General features: G+C 71.5%; 7 protein-coding genes. All 7 read right to left on the reverse strand.

From position 1 onward, the window contains the following. Nucleotides 1-9 precede the first annotated feature (9 nt). On the reverse strand, nucleotides 10-2679 hold the full coding sequence (treY, locus tag A2G96_RS25545; RefSeq protein ID WP_062804135.1) for a malto-oligosyltrehalose synthase: 2670 nt from the start codon (nucleotides 2677-2679) through the stop codon (nucleotides 10-12). Next, the gene (locus A2G96_RS25550; RefSeq protein ID WP_062802988.1) at nucleotides 2676-4679 is read right to left on the reverse strand and encodes an alpha-amylase family glycosyl hydrolase; all 2004 of its coding nucleotides are present in this window, start codon (nucleotides 4677-4679) and stop codon (nucleotides 2676-2678) included. The genes treY and A2G96_RS25550 overlap by 4 nt, the downstream gene beginning before the upstream one ends. A gap of 199 nt (nucleotides 4680-4878) precedes the next feature. Continuing rightward, on the reverse strand, nucleotides 4879-7422 hold the full coding sequence (locus A2G96_RS25555) for a glycogen/starch/alpha-glucan phosphorylase (RefSeq protein ID WP_062802989.1): 2544 nt from the start codon (nucleotides 7420-7422) through the stop codon (nucleotides 4879-4881). Nucleotides 7423-7542: 120 nt separating this feature from the next. After that, complete coding sequence (gene malQ / locus A2G96_RS25560; protein WP_062802990.1) at nucleotides 7543-9768, reverse strand: 4-alpha-glucanotransferase; 2226 nt, start codon at nucleotides 9766-9768, stop codon at nucleotides 7543-7545. Beyond that, a complete protein-coding gene (gene glgX, locus A2G96_RS25565; protein ID WP_062802991.1) occupies nucleotides 9765-11972 on the reverse strand; it encodes a glycogen debranching protein GlgX in 2208 nt (735 codons plus the stop codon). The genes malQ and glgX overlap by 4 nt, the downstream gene beginning before the upstream one ends. Then, on the reverse strand, nucleotides 11969-14272 hold the full coding sequence (gene glgB / locus A2G96_RS25570) for a 1,4-alpha-glucan branching protein GlgB (protein ID WP_062802992.1): 2304 nt from the start codon (nucleotides 14270-14272) through the stop codon (nucleotides 11969-11971). Before glgB ends, glgX begins: the two co-directional genes overlap by 4 nt. Then, on the reverse strand, nucleotides 14269-17622 hold the full coding sequence (gene treS / locus A2G96_RS25575) for a maltose alpha-D-glucosyltransferase (RefSeq protein WP_062802993.1): 3354 nt from the start codon (nucleotides 17620-17622) through the stop codon (nucleotides 14269-14271). Before treS ends, glgB begins: the two co-directional genes overlap by 4 nt. Between the last annotated feature and the right edge of the window lie 13 nt (nucleotides 17623-17635).

Consider the following 17635-nt stretch of genomic DNA (forward strand, 5'->3'; position numbering starts at 1 on the left):
CCTGGCGCATCAGGGCTCGCGCAGCAGCAGCGCGACCGGCAGGCCGCCCAGCACTTCGCGCAGCCGCAGGCGGCCCAGGGGTGCGTCGATGACATGGCCGGTCAGCGCATCGGTCCAGCGGCTCGGTTGCGGCGCGCCGACGTTGAGCGTGGTATCGCCCCAGGCCGCTTGCGGAATGCGCGGCAGGGCGGGGTCGACGCGCGCGGCGGCAAGCCGGGTCACCACGGTGATGGCCTGGCGCCCGCCGGCGCTGCGCGCGAACGCCAGCACCTGCGGCACCAGCGCCCCCTGCGCGGCCAGCATGCTGTATTGCCCGTCGGCGAACAGCGCCGCATGCGCGCGGCGCACCGCCAGCACCTGGCGCACCAGCTGCTGCTTGATGCGGCCGTCGCGCCAGTGCGCCAGCCAGTGGGCCCAGCCCGCGCTGCAGCCGAGCCGCGCCTGCAGCCGCGCGTAGTCGGGCGGGCGCCGGTTGTCGGGATCGACCAGGCTCAGGTCCCAGCCTTCGCAGCCCTGGTAGCGGTCGGGAATGCCGGGCGCGGTCAGCTGCACCAGCACCTGGGCCAGGCTGTTGAGCGCCCCGGCCGCGGCAATGCGCTGCACGAAGCGGCCGATCTGCGCCAGCACGCTGCCGGCTCCGTCCGCGGCGCCGTGCGTGGCGAGGCCGTGCAGGAAGGCCTCGCAGGCGGCTTCGTAATCGGTGTCGGGGCAGGTCCAGTTGCCATGGCGCTTGGCTTCGCGGATGGCCTTGCGCTGCCACGCGCCCACGCGCTCCAGCAAGGGCTGCGCAGCGCCGGCGTCGTCGGCAAGGTCCAGGTCTTCCATCGGCCAGGCGCCGACCAGGGTCTGGTACAGCATCAGCCGGTCGCCGGGGTCGGGTGGCTGCGGCAAGGTCGCCAGCAGCGGTGCCGACGCCGCCTCCCACGCGGCCACGGCATCGGCCCACGCGCCCGGCACCTCGCTCAGCACTGCCAGGCGCATGCGCGCGTCTTCGCCGCGCTTGTGGTCGTGGGTGGCGGTCGCCAGCATCGCGTAAGGGCAGGCCAGCCGCCGCGCCGCCATGCGGGCGTGGAATTGCGCGGGCGGCATCGCCAGCCGGCCCGGGTCGCTGCCGACTTCATTGCGCGACAGCAGCCGGCCGTAGCGGTAGAACGCGGTGTCCTCGCCGGCCTTGGCCGCCAGGGCGGGCATAAGCTGCTGCAGCCGGCGGCGCAGCGCGCCGGTCTCGCTGTCGGCCGGTGCGGCGGTGCGCAGGCAGCCGCCGATAAAGGCCAGCGCCACCGCTTCGTCGGGCGCCAGGCCGGCGCGCGCGGTGCGCATCGCCTGTTCGAGCATGGCGTCATCGGCATGCGCCGCGGCCGCATCGCGCTCGGCGGGGCGCGCGTCGAAATAACTGCGATACACCGGCACCGCGGCCATCAGCGCGGCCAGCGCGCGCCGCAGCGCGGCGCGGGTCAGGTCGCGCGTGCCGGGCTCCTGCTCGGCGCAGTCGCGCAGGCAGGCGGCGGCGCCTTCGAATTCCGTCACCAGGTGCCGCTCCAGCACCAGGCGCCGCGCGGCCTCGACCTGCGCGGGAAAGCCGCGCGCATCGCCGCTGACCGAGGCCCACAGCGCGTCCAGCCGCGCCTCGCCGTCGCCGTCATGCAGCACCGCGGCGATTTCGTCCATAAAGTCATAGCCGGTGGTGCCATGCACCTGCCAGTCCGGCGCCAGGCGCTCGCGCGGGCCCAGGATCTTCTCGACCACCAGCCACGGACGCTGCAGCCGCAGCGTGGCCGGGCGCGCCGCGGCATGGCGGTCCAGTTCGGCGCGCAGCCGGCGGCAATAGCCGGCGGGATCGGCCAGCCCGTCGACATGGTCGACGCGCACGCCGTCGATCCAGCCTTCGCGCAGCAGCCGCAGCACCAGCGCATGGACCGCATCGAACACCCGCTCGTCTTCCTCGCGCACGCCGACCAGATCGCTGATCTCGAAGAAGCGGCGCCAGTTCTGCGCGGCGGCGGCGGTGCGCCACCAGGCCAGCCGGTAGTGCTGGCGTTCCAGCAGGGCATGGAGCCGGCTGCGGCCCTCGGCACGCGTGGCGTCGTACCAGGCCGGGCCGTCGCGCTCGGCTTCGGCGTCGACGCTGCCCGGGGCCAGCGGCAGCGTATGGTCGAAATAGCGCAGGTGCGCGGGAGCATCGCCGCTGGCCGGGACCCAGTGCAGTTCGCCGGCGACCACGGTGTCCCAGTACGACTGCCCCAGCATCGGCAGCAGCACCTTGCCGTGCAGCGCCGTGTCGCGCGGGGTCCAGTCGATGTCGAAAGTGGCGGCGTAAGGGCTGCCGCGGCCATGCGCCAGCACGTCGCGCCACCAGGCGTTGTGGGTGGGGTCGGCGGCCATATGGTTGGGTACGATGTCGACGATCAGGCCGAGGCCGGCATCGCGGGCGCTTGCGGCCAGCGCTTTCAGGCCGGGTTCGCCGCCCAGCTCGTCGCGCACCGCGGTGAAGTCGGTGACGTCATAGCCATGGGTGGAGCCGGGCCGCGCGCCGCAGATGGGCGAAAGGTAAAGGTGGCTGACACCCAGCGCGGCGTAGTAGCCGACCACGGCGGCGGCATCGGCAAAGGTGAAGCCGGGGTGCAGCTGCAGCCGGGCGGTTGCGCGCGGCAGCGCTTGCGGCGCGCCGTCAGGCATCATCGCGCGCGCGCCGCGGCGGGCTCGCACACGGTGGCCACGCACGCGCGCTGCGGCAGCAGCCCGGCCGACAGGGCCGCGGCCGCGCCCGCGCTGCTCTCATGCAGCGCGGTGCTGCGGTCGTTGCACGGCCGCGTGCACGGCACGGCTTCGTCGCCCAGGTTGAGCCACAGGCTCAGCTCGACGCCGTCCATCAGCCGCCAGCGCGCGCACAGCGCCGCCGGCCCCAGCACGTCGACGCCGGCGCTCTGGCAGCCGGCCAGCCGGTGCAGCAGCTCGCGCCGCCGCACGGCGAGCAGTTCGCGGTAGTACGGCGTCCAGTCGCCGTCATCGTCGAAACGCGGGCGCGAGGCTTCGAAGGTGGCCGGGTCGTTGGGATCGGGGATGGCCGCCGCGCGGGCGTCGTCGCTGAACGCAGCGGTCGCGGCGAACTCGCGCCGGCGCCCGTCGCGCACGGCGCGGGCCAGCTCGGGCGGATGGCTGGTGAAATACAGGAACGGCTGCGCGCTGCCGGTTTCCTCGCCCATGAACACCAGCGGCACTTGCGGGCACAGCAGCTGCAGGGCGATGGCCGCGCGCAGCGCGTCGCGGTCGGCCAGTTGCGCCAGCCGTTCGCCGAGCGCGCGGTTGCCGGTCTGGTCGTGGTTCTGCAGGAAGCAGACAAAGGCCGTGGGCGGCAGGTGCGCGCTGGGCTGGCCGCGCCGCACGCCGTCCGCCGCGGCGGGCAGCGCGGCCGAGCGGAACGTCGAGCGCTCGCCCTGGTAGGCAAAGCCTTCGCCCAGCACGCGCGCGAGGTGGCGCAGCGCAGGCGCGCCGCGGGCGGCCGGCATGCCGTCGCCATTGCCGCCATCGCCCGTGTCCGGCGCCGCGCTGTAGTCGCGGTAGTAGCCATCGTCCTCGCCGGTCAGCAGCACGTGCAGCGCGTGGTGGGCGTCGTCGTTCCACTGCGCGTCATAGCCCGCGGCCAGCAGCGCGGCGTCGTTGTTGTCGTTCTCCAGCACCAGGTGCAGATGGCGACGCGGGCCCTCGCCACCGGCCAGCGCGGTGCGCAGTTCGCCCGGCAGCGCTGCGAGCCAGCCTTCGTCCTCGATCGCATGCACCGCGTCCAGGCGCAGGCCGTCGAAGCGGAACTGCTCGAGCCAGTAGCGCGCGTTCTCGGTAAAGAAGCGCCGCACCTGCGGCCGGCGGAAATCGATCGCCGGCCCCCATGGAGTCTGTCGGTCCGCACGGAAGAACGCGCTGGCATAGCGGTGCAGGTAGTTGCCCTCCGGACCGAAGTGGTTGTAGACCACGTCCAGCAGCACCATCATGCCGAGCTGGTGGGCGCGGTCGACCAGTGCGCGCAGGTCGTCGGGCGTGCCGTAGCCGGACTCCGGCGCAAACGGCAGCACGCCGTCATAGCCCCAGTTGCGCGTGCCGGGGAACTCGGCGACCGGCATCAGCTCGACCGCGGTAAAGCCCAGCGCAGCGAGGCGCGGCAGTTGCTGCGCGGCGCCCGCGTAGCCGCCGCACAGGCCGACGTGCATTTCATAGACGATGGCTTCGTGCCAGGGGCGGCCGCGCCAGTCCGGGCAGGTCCACGCAAACGCGCTGGCGGCATCCCGCGCCGGCACGATGCTGGGGCTGTGGACATCGTCGGCCTGCCAGCGCGAGGCGGGGTCCGGCACCGTGCTGCCGTCGTCGAGCCGGAACCAGTAGCGCGCGCCCGCGCAGCCCGCCACGATCGCCTCGAACCAGCCATTGGGGCCGCACGCCATCGGCACCGGGCCCAGCCCGGCGATCTCGACGCGCACTGCCTGGCCCTGCTCGGCGGCGTCGGGTGCCCACAGCCGGAAGCGGACCCGTCCGTCAGGCAGCCAGGCCGGCCCGAACAGGTAGTCCTGCGCGGGTTCGTCGGGGGAGCTGAAGGCGGATGCCGAAGGCGCGGCGAAGCAGTCGAACGGCGCCAGCGGTGGCACGGCGGAGCGGGTGCCGGGGGCGAGGAGAAAGGGGTCGGCGTTCAAATTCGGCTCCTGCCTTCTGTGGAAATCGGGGGAAATCGGATCCTTGCGCAATGCGAACTCCATGCCAGCAGAACGGCGCATTCGCGGCGCCGCCGGCAAGCCCGCAGCGCCGCGCGGAGCGGGCTTTGTTACCTGTGGCATTGTAGAAACTACCCTGCGCCTTGCGCCCATGCCCCGGCGCAGGCAACAGTTGCGCGCCTCAGGCGGCGCGCGATCCGTTGGCGCCGGCCTCCACCTGCCACGGCTCGCCGCTGGCGCGGTGCAGCAGCCGCACCGGCACCGGCGCGACATGCCAGATGCGCTCGCAGTATTCGCGGATGGCCCGGTCCGACGAAAAGCGCCCCGAGCGCGCGCACGACAGCACCGACATGCGCTGCCAGCGCGCCTGGTCGGCATACGCGGCCGAGACCTTCTGCTGGCAATCGATATAGGAGGCGAAGTCCGCCATCAGCAGGTAGGGGTCGTGCCCCTGCTGCGGCTCGAACAGCGGGCGGAACAGGCCTGGCTCGCCGCGCGAGAAGAAGCCCTGCTGCACCAGGTCGATCACGGCGCGCAGCTGCGGGTTGCTGTGGTAATACGCGGCCGGGTCATAGCCGCTGTCGCGCAGCGCATAGACCTCGGGCGCGGTCAGGCCGAACGGGAAGAAGTTGTCATGGCCCACCGCTTCGCGCAGTTCGATATTGGCGCCGTCCATGGTGCCGATATTCAGCGCGCCGTTCATCGCGAACTTCATATTGCCGGTGCCCGAGGCTTCCTTGCCCGCCAGCGAGATCTGCTCGGCCAGGTCCGCAGCCGGGTAGATGCGCTGGCCGTAGGTGACGTTGAAGTTGGGCAGGAACACCACCTTGAGCCGGTCGCGCACCTGCGGGTCGCGGTTGACCACGTCGGCCACCGAGGTGATGAAGCGGATCATCAGCTTGGCATAGGCGTACCCGGGCGCGGCCTTGCCGCCAAACAGGAAGGTGCGCGGCTGGACCTGCGCGCCGGGGTCGGACTTGATGCGGTGGTACAGCGCAATCACATGCAGCACCGCCAGGTGCTGGCGCTTGTATTCGTGGATGCGCTTGACCATCACGTCGAACATGGATGACGGGTCGACCACCACCCCGGTGGTGTCGCGCACCAGCTGCGCCAGGTCGGTCTTGTTGGCCCGCCGCGCCTGCTGCCAGGCGTCGCGAAAGCCGGCGTCGTCGGCATGCGGCTCCAGCGCGCGCAGCTGCTCGAGGTCCGAGATCCAGCCATCGCCGATCGCGTCCGATACCAGCCGGGTCAGGCGCGGGTTGGACAGCGCCAGCCAGCGCCGCGGCGTCACGCCGTTCGTGATGCTGGTGAATTTCTCGGGCCACATCTCGTAGAAGTCCTTCAGCACGTCCTCGCGCATCAGGCGCGAGTGCAGCTCGGCCACGCCGTTGATGGCATGGCTGCCCACGCATGCCAGGTTGGCCATGCGCACATGGCGCTGGCCATGCTCGTCGATCAGCGACAGCCGCGCCAGCCGCGATTCGTCGCCGTAGAAGCGGATCCGCACCTCGTCCAGGAAGCGCGCGTTGATCTCCAGGATGATCTCGAGGTGGCGCGGCAGCACCCGCCCGAACAGCGGCAGCGGCCATTGCTCCAGCGCCTCCGGCAGCAGCGTGTGGTTGGTATAGGCAAAAGCGTTCTGCGTGATGTGCCAGGCCTCGTTCCAGGGCAGGTCATGCTCGTCGACCAGCAGCCGCATCAGTTCGGCAATGCCGACGGCGGGGTGGGTGTCATTGAGCTGCACCGCGAACTTCTCGTGGAAGCGCGTCACCGGGATGCCGTCGACCGCGAGCAGCCGCAGCATGTCCTGCAGCGAGCAGGCGACGAAGAAATACTGCTGCTCGAGCCGCAACTCCTTGCCCTGCGTGGTTTCGTCGTTGGGGTAGAGCACCTTGGTCAGGTTCTCGGAGGTCACCTTCTTGCTGACGGCGCCAAGGTAGTCGCCGCGGTTGAAGGTGTGGAAGTCGAACGCCTCGGTCGCGTCGGCGCGCCACAGCCGCAGCGTGTTCACGGTGTTGACGCGGTAGCCCAGGATCGGCGAATCGAACGGCACGCCCACCACGGTCTTGGCCGGCACCCAGCGCACGCGGTAGTGGCCGCGGTCGTCGGTGTAGTGCTCGGTGTGCCCGCCCAGGCGCACCTGCACCGCCCATTCGGAACGCTGGATTTCCCACGGGTTGCCGTTGCGCAGCCAGGTATCGGTCTTCTCGACCTGCATGCCGTCCATGATGGTCTGCTGGAAGATGCCGTACTCGTAGCGGATGCCATAGCCCAGCGCGGGAATCTCCAGCGTCGCCAGCGAATCCATGAAGCACGCCGCCAGCCGGCCCAGGCCGCCGTTGCCGAGGCCCGGCTCGACTTCCTGGTCGAGGATCCGTGCGAGGTCGAGTCCGGCCGCCTCCATGGCCTCGCAGACCTCCTCGAAGATGCCCAGGTTGATCAGGTTGTTGCCCAGGTGAGGGCCCATCAGGAACTCGGCGGACAGGTACGCCACCGTGCGCGACGGCTGGCCCAGGTAGGCCTCCGCCGTGCTGATCCAGCGCTGCACCAGGCGGTCGCGCACGGTATGCGCGGCGGCCTGGTAGAGGTCGTTCTGGCTGGCGTGGCCGGGCAGCTTGCCCTGGGTATGGAACAGGTGGTCGAGAAAGGCCTGGCGCAGGCTGGCGCCGGACAGGGCGGTGCGGGTGTCATCGGCATGCTCGGGCCGGATGGCTTCGTTCATGGCGGGGCTCCTGCGCATGGGGGTGGGTCAAGCTTAGCGGATCGAAAGGCGGTTGCACGATCGATGCGGACGGCGGTTTCGGGCACAGCACATTGGTGGATGCGGTGGGGCTTGTAGCCCTCATCGCTGCGCCGGCGGATGGCGTGCGCCGGGGCGGATGCCACGCCAGGCGCCGGCGCGCGCGCGCAGCGCCGGGGTGCCGAACCACGCACGCACCTCGGGTTCGAGCCGGCGCTGCCAGTTAGGATGGCCGCTGGTGGTACCCGGCAGGTTGGGCTGCTCGGCCAGGCCCAGCAGGTCTTCCACCGGCAGCAGCCGCAGCGCGGTGCGTGCGGTGCCCAGCCAGGCCAGCACCGCGTCCAGCGGCGCATGTTGCGGGCCGGGCACGGCGCCACTGCACAGCCCGGCCTCGCACAGCGCCTGCCACAGCGCCACGCGCTCGCGCGCGCGGCCGGCCTGGGCCTGCGCCAGGGTTTCGCCGGGCGCCAGCAACTGCAGCCGGTCGCGCCACGCCAGGTCCTGGCCCGCCCACCAGCCGGCGACGGTGGGCAGGTCGTGCGTGGTGGTGGTGGCGACGGCATCCGCGGGCCAGTCTTGCGGAGGCAGGAAAGCGGCTGCCTCGGCCTGATGGCCGCCCGGGGCGCCGGCATCTTCGGATGCCTTGTCCTGTGCGCGCTGGAACCAAAGCACGTCGATGCCCAGCACGCCGCGCGCCGACAACGCCGCATTCAGCTCCGGCGGCACCGTGCCGAGGTTCTCGCCGATGATGATGGCGCGATGCCGCCACGACTCCAGCGCCACCAGCCGCAGCAAATCCTGCAGCGGATAGCGCAGGTAAGCGCCGTCGCTGGCGGGCGCGCCGGCCGGCACCAGCCACATGCGCGCCAGGCCCAGCACGTGGTCGATGCGCAGTCCGCCGGCGTGCGACAGGTTGGCGCGCACCATCTCCAGGAACGCCGCATAGCCGTGCCGGCGCAGCCCCCGCGGCGAGAACACCGCCACCCCCCAGTCCTGCCCGAGCGGGTTGTACAGGTCGGGCGGCGCGCCGGCATGGAAGCCGGCCAGGGTTTCGGGCTGGCGCGTCCAGGCCTGGCTGCCGCCCGGGTCGGCGCCGACCGCAAGGTCGCGGATGATGCCGATGGCCATGCCGGCGTCCCGAGCGGCGCGCTGCGCGCGCGCCAGGCCGTGGTCGGCCAGCCATTGCAGGAAGGCGTGGAAGGCCACGTCGTCGGCGTGAGCCTGCGCGAAGGCGGCCACCGCGGCATCGGCCGGGGAGCGCAGCGTGACCGGCCAGCAGCGCCAGTCCGGCGCGGCCTGCTGGTTGTTGCCGTTGGCGCTGTCGCCGAGCCGTTGGGCCTGGATTGCCTCATAGCAGGCATGTGCATGCAGCGCCGTGCCGCCGCGCGCGCGAAAGGCGGCAAAGTCGTCCAGCGCCGCGCGTGGCAGCAGCGTCTCGCGGCGCTGCCACAGCCAGCGCAGGATGGCGTAGCGCAGCGGCGCCAGCGCGGTCCAGTCGATCTCGCCGCGGGCGTCGAGCGCCTGCAGCGTGTCGGCCGCGCCCAGGCCCGCGATGGCGGCGTCGACCGCGGCCTGGCCGAACACCGCGGCAGGGTCGGCATAGAGCGGGTTCAGGAACAGCCGGCTGGACGGCGCATACGGGCTGTAGCGCTCGGGCAGCGCGGCGAAGGGCGCGTGCAGCGGGTTAATGGCGATGGCGTCGGCGCCGGCGCGCGCGGCGCTGGTGCAGGCTTCGGCCAGCGCGGTCAGGTCGCCCATGCCGCAGGGTGCGCCGCGGCGCAGGCTGTAGAGCTGCACCGCCAGGCCCCACGGCGGCGTGCGCGCGCCTTCGCCATTCTGGTCGCGGCCGGCATGGCGCAGCGCGTCGGCGACGCCGTAGCAGCGCCGCGGCGCCACCGCCAGCGTGGCCTGGGCATTGCCGAGGTCTAGCCGGTGGTAGCCGCAGACGTCGATCGCGGGCAATTGCATCAGCGCGGCGTCGGCACCTGCGCCGCGCACCGCGGTGCCCGCGATGATCGCGCCGTCCTCAAGCGTCACCCGGTAGGCCCGCCGCGGCACGGTATGCGGCCACGGCACCGCGACCGGCTGGCCGCGCTCCGCGGTCAGCAGCGGCGGCAGCGCATGCGCCGCATCGTCGGCGGCCAGCCATGCGTGCGAGGCGGCGCACTGGCCGGGGCTGCCGCACGGCAGGCCCAGTCCTTCCAGCACGCGCCGCAGGGCCGCGTCGCCGACCTCGCGCGGCTGGTCCCAGGCATCGGTCCAGTGCGGCTGCAGGCCGGCGCGCAGCGCCAGCGCCTGCAGCGGCGAGGGCGTGCCCGCGCGGCTCATGCGTGGTCCTCCTGCGGCGTGGGCGCCTGCGCGGCCAGCAGCACCAGCGAATGGGCGGCAACCGGCTGGGATTCGCCTACCTGTGTCCCGGCCAGCTCGGCGTCGCCGGCCTCGGGCCGGCTGCTGTCGAACAGCAGGGTCCACGGCAGCGCCGGCTCGGGCAGCTGGAAGGTGGCATCGCTGTCGCCGGCGTTGAGCAGCAGCAGGGTCACCTGCACGGCGTGCGCAACCCCCGGCGCATCCCCCGGCGCGTCCCGCGCCAGCGAGCCCAGCGTCGGGCGTTCCGGCTGCGGCGGCGCGGCCGCGCGCCGCAGCGCCAGCGTGCGGATCTCCGGATCGGCCCATTCCTCCGGCGTCGGGGGCTTGCCATCGGTATCGAACCAGGCGATGTCGGCAATGCCCGGCGCGGGTTCTTCGCGCCCGTGGGCAAAGCGGTCGCCGCTGAGCGCATGGAGCCTGCGCCGCAGCGCCAGCAGCCGGCGCACCATCTGCTGCATCGGCTGCGCGCCGGGCGCCTTGGCCTGCGACCAGTCCAGCCACGACAGCTCGTTGTCCTGGCAGTAGGCGTTGTTGTTGCCGGCCTGGCTGCGGCCCCATTCGTCGCCGGCGGTCAGCATCGGCGTGCCTTGCGCCAGCAGCAGCGTGGCCATCAGCGCCTGCGCCACGCGGCCGCGGCGCTGCAGGATGTCGGGGTCGTCGGTGGGACCTTCGACGCTGCCGTCCGGGCTCCAGTTGGTGCTGGCGTTGTCGTCGGTGCCGTCGCGGTTGTCTTCGCCGTTGGCCTCGTTGTGCTTGGCGCTGTAGCTGACCAGGTCGGCCAGGGTGAAGCCGTCGTGCGCGGTGATGAAGTTGATGCTGGCCCACGGGCGCCGGTGGCGGCGGTCGAACAGGTCGGCCGAGGCCGCCAGCCGTGCCGCCATCTCGCCGCGGTGCCCGGCGTCGCCGCGCCAGAAGCGGCGGCTGACGTCGCGGAACTTGTCGTTCCACTCGGCAAAGCCGGGCGGATGGTTGCCCAGCTGGTAGCCGCCCGGGCCCAGGTCCCAGGGCTCGGAGATCAGCTTGACGCGGCTCAGCACCGGGTCCTGCATCAGCGCGTCGAAGAAGCCCGAGCCCGCATCGAAGCCGTTGCCTTCGCGTCCCAGCGTGCTGCCCAGGTCGAAGCGGAAGCCGTCGACGTGGTAGCAATGCACCCAGTAGCGCAGCGAATCCAGCACCATCTGCAGCACGCGCGGGTGCGACAGGTTGAGCGTGTTGCCGCAGCCGGTGTCGTTGATGTAGTGGCGCTCGTCGCCGGGCATCAGCCGGTAGTAGCTGGCGTTGTCGAGTCCGCGCCAGGACACCGTCGGCCCCAGCTCGTTGCCTTCGCAGGTGTGGTTGTAGACCACGTCCAGGATCACTTCGATGCCGGCGGCATGCAGGCGCCGCATGGCCACCTTGCATTCCTGCAACTGCCCGGTGCCGAGGTAGGCCGGCTCGGGGGCGAAGTACGACAGCGTGTTGTAGCCCCAGTAATTGCGCAGTCCGCGCTCCAGCAGGAAGCGGTCCTGCAGGATGGCATGCACCGGCAGCAGCTCGATGGTGGTCACGCCCAGCTGCACCAGGTGGTCGATAAAGCGCGGGTCGCACAGCGCGGCGAAGCTGCCGCGCAGGTTGGGCAGCAGGTCGTCGCGCAACATCGACAGGCCGCGCAGGTGGGCCTCGTAGATCACGGTGGCGGGCCAGGGCACGGCCGGCGGCCGATCGTCGCCCCAGTGGAAGCTTTCGTCCACCACCACCGCCTTGGGCATGGTCGGCGCGCTGTCGCGGCGGTCCGGCGTCAGGTCGGCGCGCGCGCTTTGCAGACGGTAGCCGAACAGCGCGTCGGACCAGCGCACCGGGCCGCTCAGCTGGCGCGCATACGGGTCCAGCAGCAGCTTGTGCGGGTTGAAACGGTGTCCGTGGCCGGGATCGTAAGGGCCGTGGGCGCGATAGCCGTACAGCGTGCCCAGCGCCGCGTTGGGCAGGTAGCCGTGCCAGATCTCGTCGGTGCATTCCGGCAGCGGCAGCCGCGCCAGTTCCTTGCGGCCGTTGTCGGAGAACAGGCACAGGTCGATGCGCGACGCGTGCGCCGAGAACACCGCGAAATTGACCCCCAGCCCGTCCCAGTGGGCGCCTAGCGGAAACGGCTTGCCGGGCAGCAGCCGGTCAGCGAACTGGCGCGTCATGTCGCGGCGCCTTCGCTGCCGTCAGCCTGGTCGAAGCGCAGCACCAGCGTGGCCAGCGGCGGCAGCGTCAGTGCCAGCGAAGCCGGCTGCCCGTGCGAAGGCACGTCGATGGCCGTCACGGCGCCGCCGTTGCCGACATTGCTGCCGCCATAGACCGCGGCATCGGTATTCAGGCATTCCCGCCACGTGCCGGCAAACGGGACGCCGACACGGTAGCCGTGGCGCGGCACCGGCGTCATGTTGGCCACCGCCAGCACCACCTCGCGGCTGTCGGCCCCCGCGCGGCGCAGCCACGCGAACACGCTGTTGTGGTTGTCGTCGCCGACTACCCACTGGAAGCCTTCGGGACTGTGGTCGAGCGCATGCAGCGCGGGCAGCTCGCGGTAGAGCCGGTTCAGGTCGCGCACCAGCGTGTGCATGCCGCGGTGCATGGGCTGGTCCAGCAGCGGCCAGTCGAGCTCGGCGTCGTGGTTCCATTCGTGCCACTGCGCCAGCTCACCGCCCATGAACAGCAGCTTCTTGCCGGGATGCGCCCACATAAAGCCGTAATAGGCGCGCAGGCCGGCAAAGCGCTGCCAGTCGTCGCCCGGCACCTTGCCGATCATCGAGCCCTTGCCGTGCACCACCTCGTCGTGCGACAGCGGCAGCACGAAGGCCTCCGACCACGCGTAGACCAGGCCGAAGGTCATGTTCTGGTGGTGCCAGGCGCGGTGGACCGGCTCGTGGCCAAGATACTTCAGGGTGTCGTGCATCCAGCCCATGTTCCACTTGAAGTCGAAGCCGAGCCCGCCGCTGGCCACGCTGGCGGTCACGCCGGGCCACGCGGTCGACTCTTCGGCGATGGTCAGCGCGCCCGGGCAGCGTTGATGGACCACCGCGTTGAGTTCGCGCAGGAAGTCCACCGCTTCGAGGTTCTCGCGGCCGCCGAAACGGTTCGGCACCCACTGGCCGGGCTCGCGGCTGTAGTCGCGGTAGAGCATCGAAGCGACCGCGTCGACGCGCAGGCCGTCGGCGTGGAAGTGTTCGAGCCAGTGCAGCGCGCCGGCCAGCAGGAAGCCGCGCACTTCGTTGCGGCCAAGGTTGTAGATCAGCGTGTTCCAGTCCTGGTGGAAGCCTTCGCGCGGGTCCTGGTGCTCGTACAGCGCGGTGCCGTCGAACTGCGCCAGCCCGTGCGGATCGGTGGGGAAGTGCGCCGGCACCCAGTCCAGGATCACGCCGATACCGGCCTGGTGGCAGCGGTCGATAAAGGCGGCAAAGGCCTGCGGCGGTCCCAGCCGCGCGGTGGGCGCGTACAGCGACAGCGGCTGGTAGCCCCACGAGCCGCCGAACGGGTGCTCGGTGATGGGCAGCAGCTCGATATGGGTGAAGCCGAGTTCCTGCACGTAGGGCACCAGCCGCTCGGCCAGAATATTCCAGCCGTGCTGCGTGTCGTTGGTCGCGCGCAGCCACGACAGCACGTGGACTTCATACACCGACATCGGCGTGCGGTACGGGTCGCGCTGCTGGCGGCGGGCCATCCAGTCGTCATCGTGCCAGGTGAACGGCGGCGCGCCCTGGCCGGGACCGGTCACGACCGAGGCGGTGGCGGGCGGCGGCTCCGCGGCCAGCGCCAGCGGGTCGGCCTTGTCGGGCAGCTCGGTGCCGTGCGGGTCGAGCAGGTCGTACTTGTAGCGGCTGCCTGGCTGCGCGCCCAGCGCGGCAGGGACGAACAGCTCCCAGATCCCGCTGGGATGGCGCAGCCGCATCGGATGCCGCGCCGGGTGCCAGCCGTTGAAGTCGCCGATCACCGAGACCCGCCGCGCGTTCGGCGCCCACACCGCGAAGCGCACGCCGTCGATGCCGTCCACGCGCTGGCATTGCGCGCCCAGGCACGCGCCCAGCTCGAAGTGCCGGCCCTCGGCGATAAGGTGCAGGTCCAGCTCGCCCAGCAGCAGGCCGAAGGCGTAGGGGTCGGCGCTGCACTGTTCGGTGCCGTCGGACCATTGCACGCGCAGCCGGTAGGCCGCCGCGCCGTTGCCGGTCCCGCGTGGCAAGCGCGCGGCGAACACGCCGCCGCCATGCAGCCGCTCCATCTCCGCCAGCGGCGCGCCGCCGGCATCGGCCAGCTGCACCGACGCGGCCCCGGGCAGGCAGGCGCGCACCAGCGTGGCGTCGCCATCCGGATGCGGTCCGAGCACGCCGAACGGATCGGGATGGCGGCCGCCCAGCAGGGCGTCGAGTTCATGGCCGGGCAGCAGTGCCGCCTGCTTGCCAGCGCGCGGGGTGGCACCGGTGCTGCCGGTGCTGGCGGGGGGGCTCATGGCTGCTCTCCCTGCGGCGCCAGCTTGCGCAGCAGGCGCGCCAGCCCGCTGGCCGGCAGGTCGATCCACGCGACCCGGTTGGCGGCTTCGTATTCGACTTCATACGCCGCGCGCTCCAGCAGGAACAGGTCGAGCAGCGGCTGCAGCTGGTCGGGCGCCACCCACGGCACGGGCGCGGCCTCCATGTGCTGGCGGTAGCAGTTCAGGAAGGCCTCGTTGGCGGTGGTGCGGAAGCGCTCCAGCAGCACCGCGCGGCGTTCGGCCAGCTGCGGCGGCAGCTCGCTGTGGGTGCGTTCGCGGCGGTCGGTGCCGACCGTGGCCGCGGCATAGTCGAGCGAGCGCAGCAGCCCCGCCACGTCGCGCAGCGGCGAGGTCTTGCGCCGGCGCCAGTCCAGCGGCAGGCCGGGCTCGCCTTCGAAGTCGACCAGGTAGGTGTCGTTCTGCGCGATCAGCACCTGGCCCAGGTGGAAGTCGCCGTGGATGCGGGTCTGCAGGCTGCCGGGCGCCGCGGCGGCGAGCTTGTCGACCAGCCCGGGCAGCGCATCGCGCGCCGCCATCAGGGTTTGCACATCGTCCTCGAAGGCCGGGGTTGCGGCCTCTGCCGCGGGCCGCGCCTGCAGGCGGCTCAGCGCGCGCTGCAGCGCCTCCATCGCTTGCTCGGCCCAGGCGCGCGCATCGTCGTCGCTGGCCGGCAGCGGCGTGAACGCGTCGTCGTCGGTGGGGCGCGCCAGCACCGCGTGCAGCTCGGCCAGCCGGCGCCCCAGCGTGCCGGCCAGCGCGGCGTAGCCGTTCAAGGCCTCGGCGAACTCGTCCTCGCTGTCCTGCGACGGCAGCGCATCGTCGATGGCGCGGCCCAGGTAATCCAGCGTCCAGTCCCAGCCGTTGCCCTGGTTCAGGATATAGCCCTGCAGCAGCATCATGGTATGCGGCACGCCGTCCGGGCCGGTGCGCACCACCTCGCCCAGCAACGCCGCGGCGTGGGCATAGCCCTGCGCGGTCAGGTAGCGCGTCATCTCGGCTTCGGGGTGGATGCCGCCCGACAGCCGGCGCACCAGCTTGAGCACGGCGGTGTTGTTGTACGACAGCGAGCTGTTGGACTGCTCGGCCGACATGTACTCGATCGGGTCGCGCTCCAGTTCCAGCGCGGCCAGCCCGGGCTCGGCGCGGAACTGGATCAGGTCGTGCCCGGCGTGCATCTGCAGGCCGTTGCGCAGCGCGCGCACCACCTCGCGCGCGAACGGCTCGACCACGAAGCCGTCGGTGGCGAGCCCGACGCGGCTGCCCTGGCGCACGCGCGCCATCGACAGCCCGTGCGCCAGCTGCGAGACGCCGTCGGCGCTTTCGCGGTCCCACAGGATGCCCACCGGCAGCTGGTAGCGCTCGGTGCGCCCGGGCAGGCCCACCTCGACCTCGCCCAGGTAGATGTCCTCGCCGCCGCTGCCGCGCGCAAACGGCAACAGGTAGGCCAGCGCGACGCGCTCGATGCGCTCGTGCTTGGCGCCGAACCAGCGGCGCCGGCCGATGTAGTGCGGCAGCACCTCGCTGGCCATCAGCCGGCGCGAGGCTTCGGTCAGCTCGGGCCGGCCCGTGTTCTGCATCACAAGGGTGATCTGGTCGGGCATTTGTTCGGGCGCCTCCACGTGCCACGACGGCGGCTGCGCCTCGTCGCTGAGTACGAACCAGTAGAAGCCATAGGGCGGCAGCGTCAGCAGGTAGGTCAGCGTGCCGATCGCCGGGAACGGCGTCGCGCCCATCATCTCCACCGGCACGCGGCCGTTGAACGCCGACAGGTCGAGCTCCACCGCCTGCGGCGCGCGCGACAGGTTGGCGACGCACAGGATGTGCTCGCCTTCGAACTCGCGCAGGTACGCCAGGATCTTGCGGTTGCCGGGAAACAGGAAGCGCAGCGTGCCGCGGCCGAAGGCGCGGTGCTTGCGCCGCAGCGCCAGCATGCGCCGCATCCAGTTCAGCAGCGAATGCGGGTCGCGCGCCTGGGCCTCGACATTGACCGCCTCGTAGCCGTACAGCGGGCCCTGCAGCGGCGGCAGCACCAGGCGCTCGGGATCGGCATGCGAGAAGCCGCCGTTGCGGTCGGGCGACCACTGCATCGGCGTGCGCACGCCGTCACGGTCGCCCAGATGGATGTTGTCGCCCATGCCGATCTCGTCGCCGTAGTAGATCACCGGCGTGCCCGGCATCGAGAACAGCAGGCTGTTCATCAGCTCGATGCGGCGGCGGTCGCGTTCCATCAGCGGCGCCAGGCGGCGGCGGATGCCCAGGTTGATGCGCGCGCGCCGGTCGGTGGCGTAGACCTCCCACAGGTAGTCGCGTTCGCTGCTGGTCACCATCTCCAGCGTCAGCTCGTCATGGTTGCGCAGGAAGATCGCCCACTGGCAGTTGGGCGGCACCTCCGGCGTCTGGCGCATGATGTCGGTGATCGGGAAGCGGTCCTCGCGCGCGATGGCCATGTACATGCGCGGCATCAGCGGGAAGTGGAACGCCATGTGGCATTCGTCGCCCTCCGGCTCGGGCCCGGTCAGGCCGAAGTACTGCTGCGCGTCTTCCGGCCACATATTGGCTTCGGCCAGCAGCATGCGGCCGGGGAAGTGCTGGTCCAGGTGCGAGCGGATGCTGCGGATCACGGCGTGGGTCTCGGGCAGGTTCTCGTTGCTGGTGCCTTCTCGCTCGACCAGGTAGGGGACCGCATCCAGGCGCAGGCCGTCGACGCCCATGTCGAGCCAGAAGCGCATCACCGACAGCACTTCGTTGAGCACCTGCGGATTGTCGAAGTTCAGGTCCGGCTGGTGCGAGTAGAAGCGGTGCCAGAAATACGCGCCCGCCACCGGATCCCAGCTCCAGTTGGACTTTTCGGTATCGCAGAAGATGATGCGCGTGCCGGCGTAGGCCTGGTCATGGTCCGACCACACGTAGTAGCGGCGCGCCGCCGAGCCGGGCTTGGCCTTGCGCGCGCGCTGGAACCACGGGTGCTGGTCGGAGGTATGGTTGATCACCAGCTCGGTGATCACGCGCAGACCGCGCGCGTGCGCGGCGGCGATAAAGCGCCGCGCGTCGGCGAGCGTGCCGTAGTCGGGGTGGACGTTGCGGTAGTCGGCGATGTCGTAGCCGTCATCGCGGCGCGGCGACGGATAGAACGGCAGCAGCCATACCGTGTCGACGCCCAGGTTGACCAGATAGTCGAGCTTGCCGAGCAGCCCGGCGAAGTCGCCCACGCCATCGCCATTGGCGTCGAAAAAGGACTTGATGTGCAGCTGGTAGATGACCGCGTCCTTGTACCAGAGCGGATCGGCGTTGAGCAGCGCGGCGCTGGCGGTTTCGGTAAGGCGTTTCATCCGTGTCTCCACG

Source organism: Cupriavidus nantongensis (genome assembly GCF_001598055.1).
Taxonomy (GTDB): Bacteria; Pseudomonadota; Gammaproteobacteria; order Burkholderiales; family Burkholderiaceae; genus Cupriavidus; species Cupriavidus nantongensis.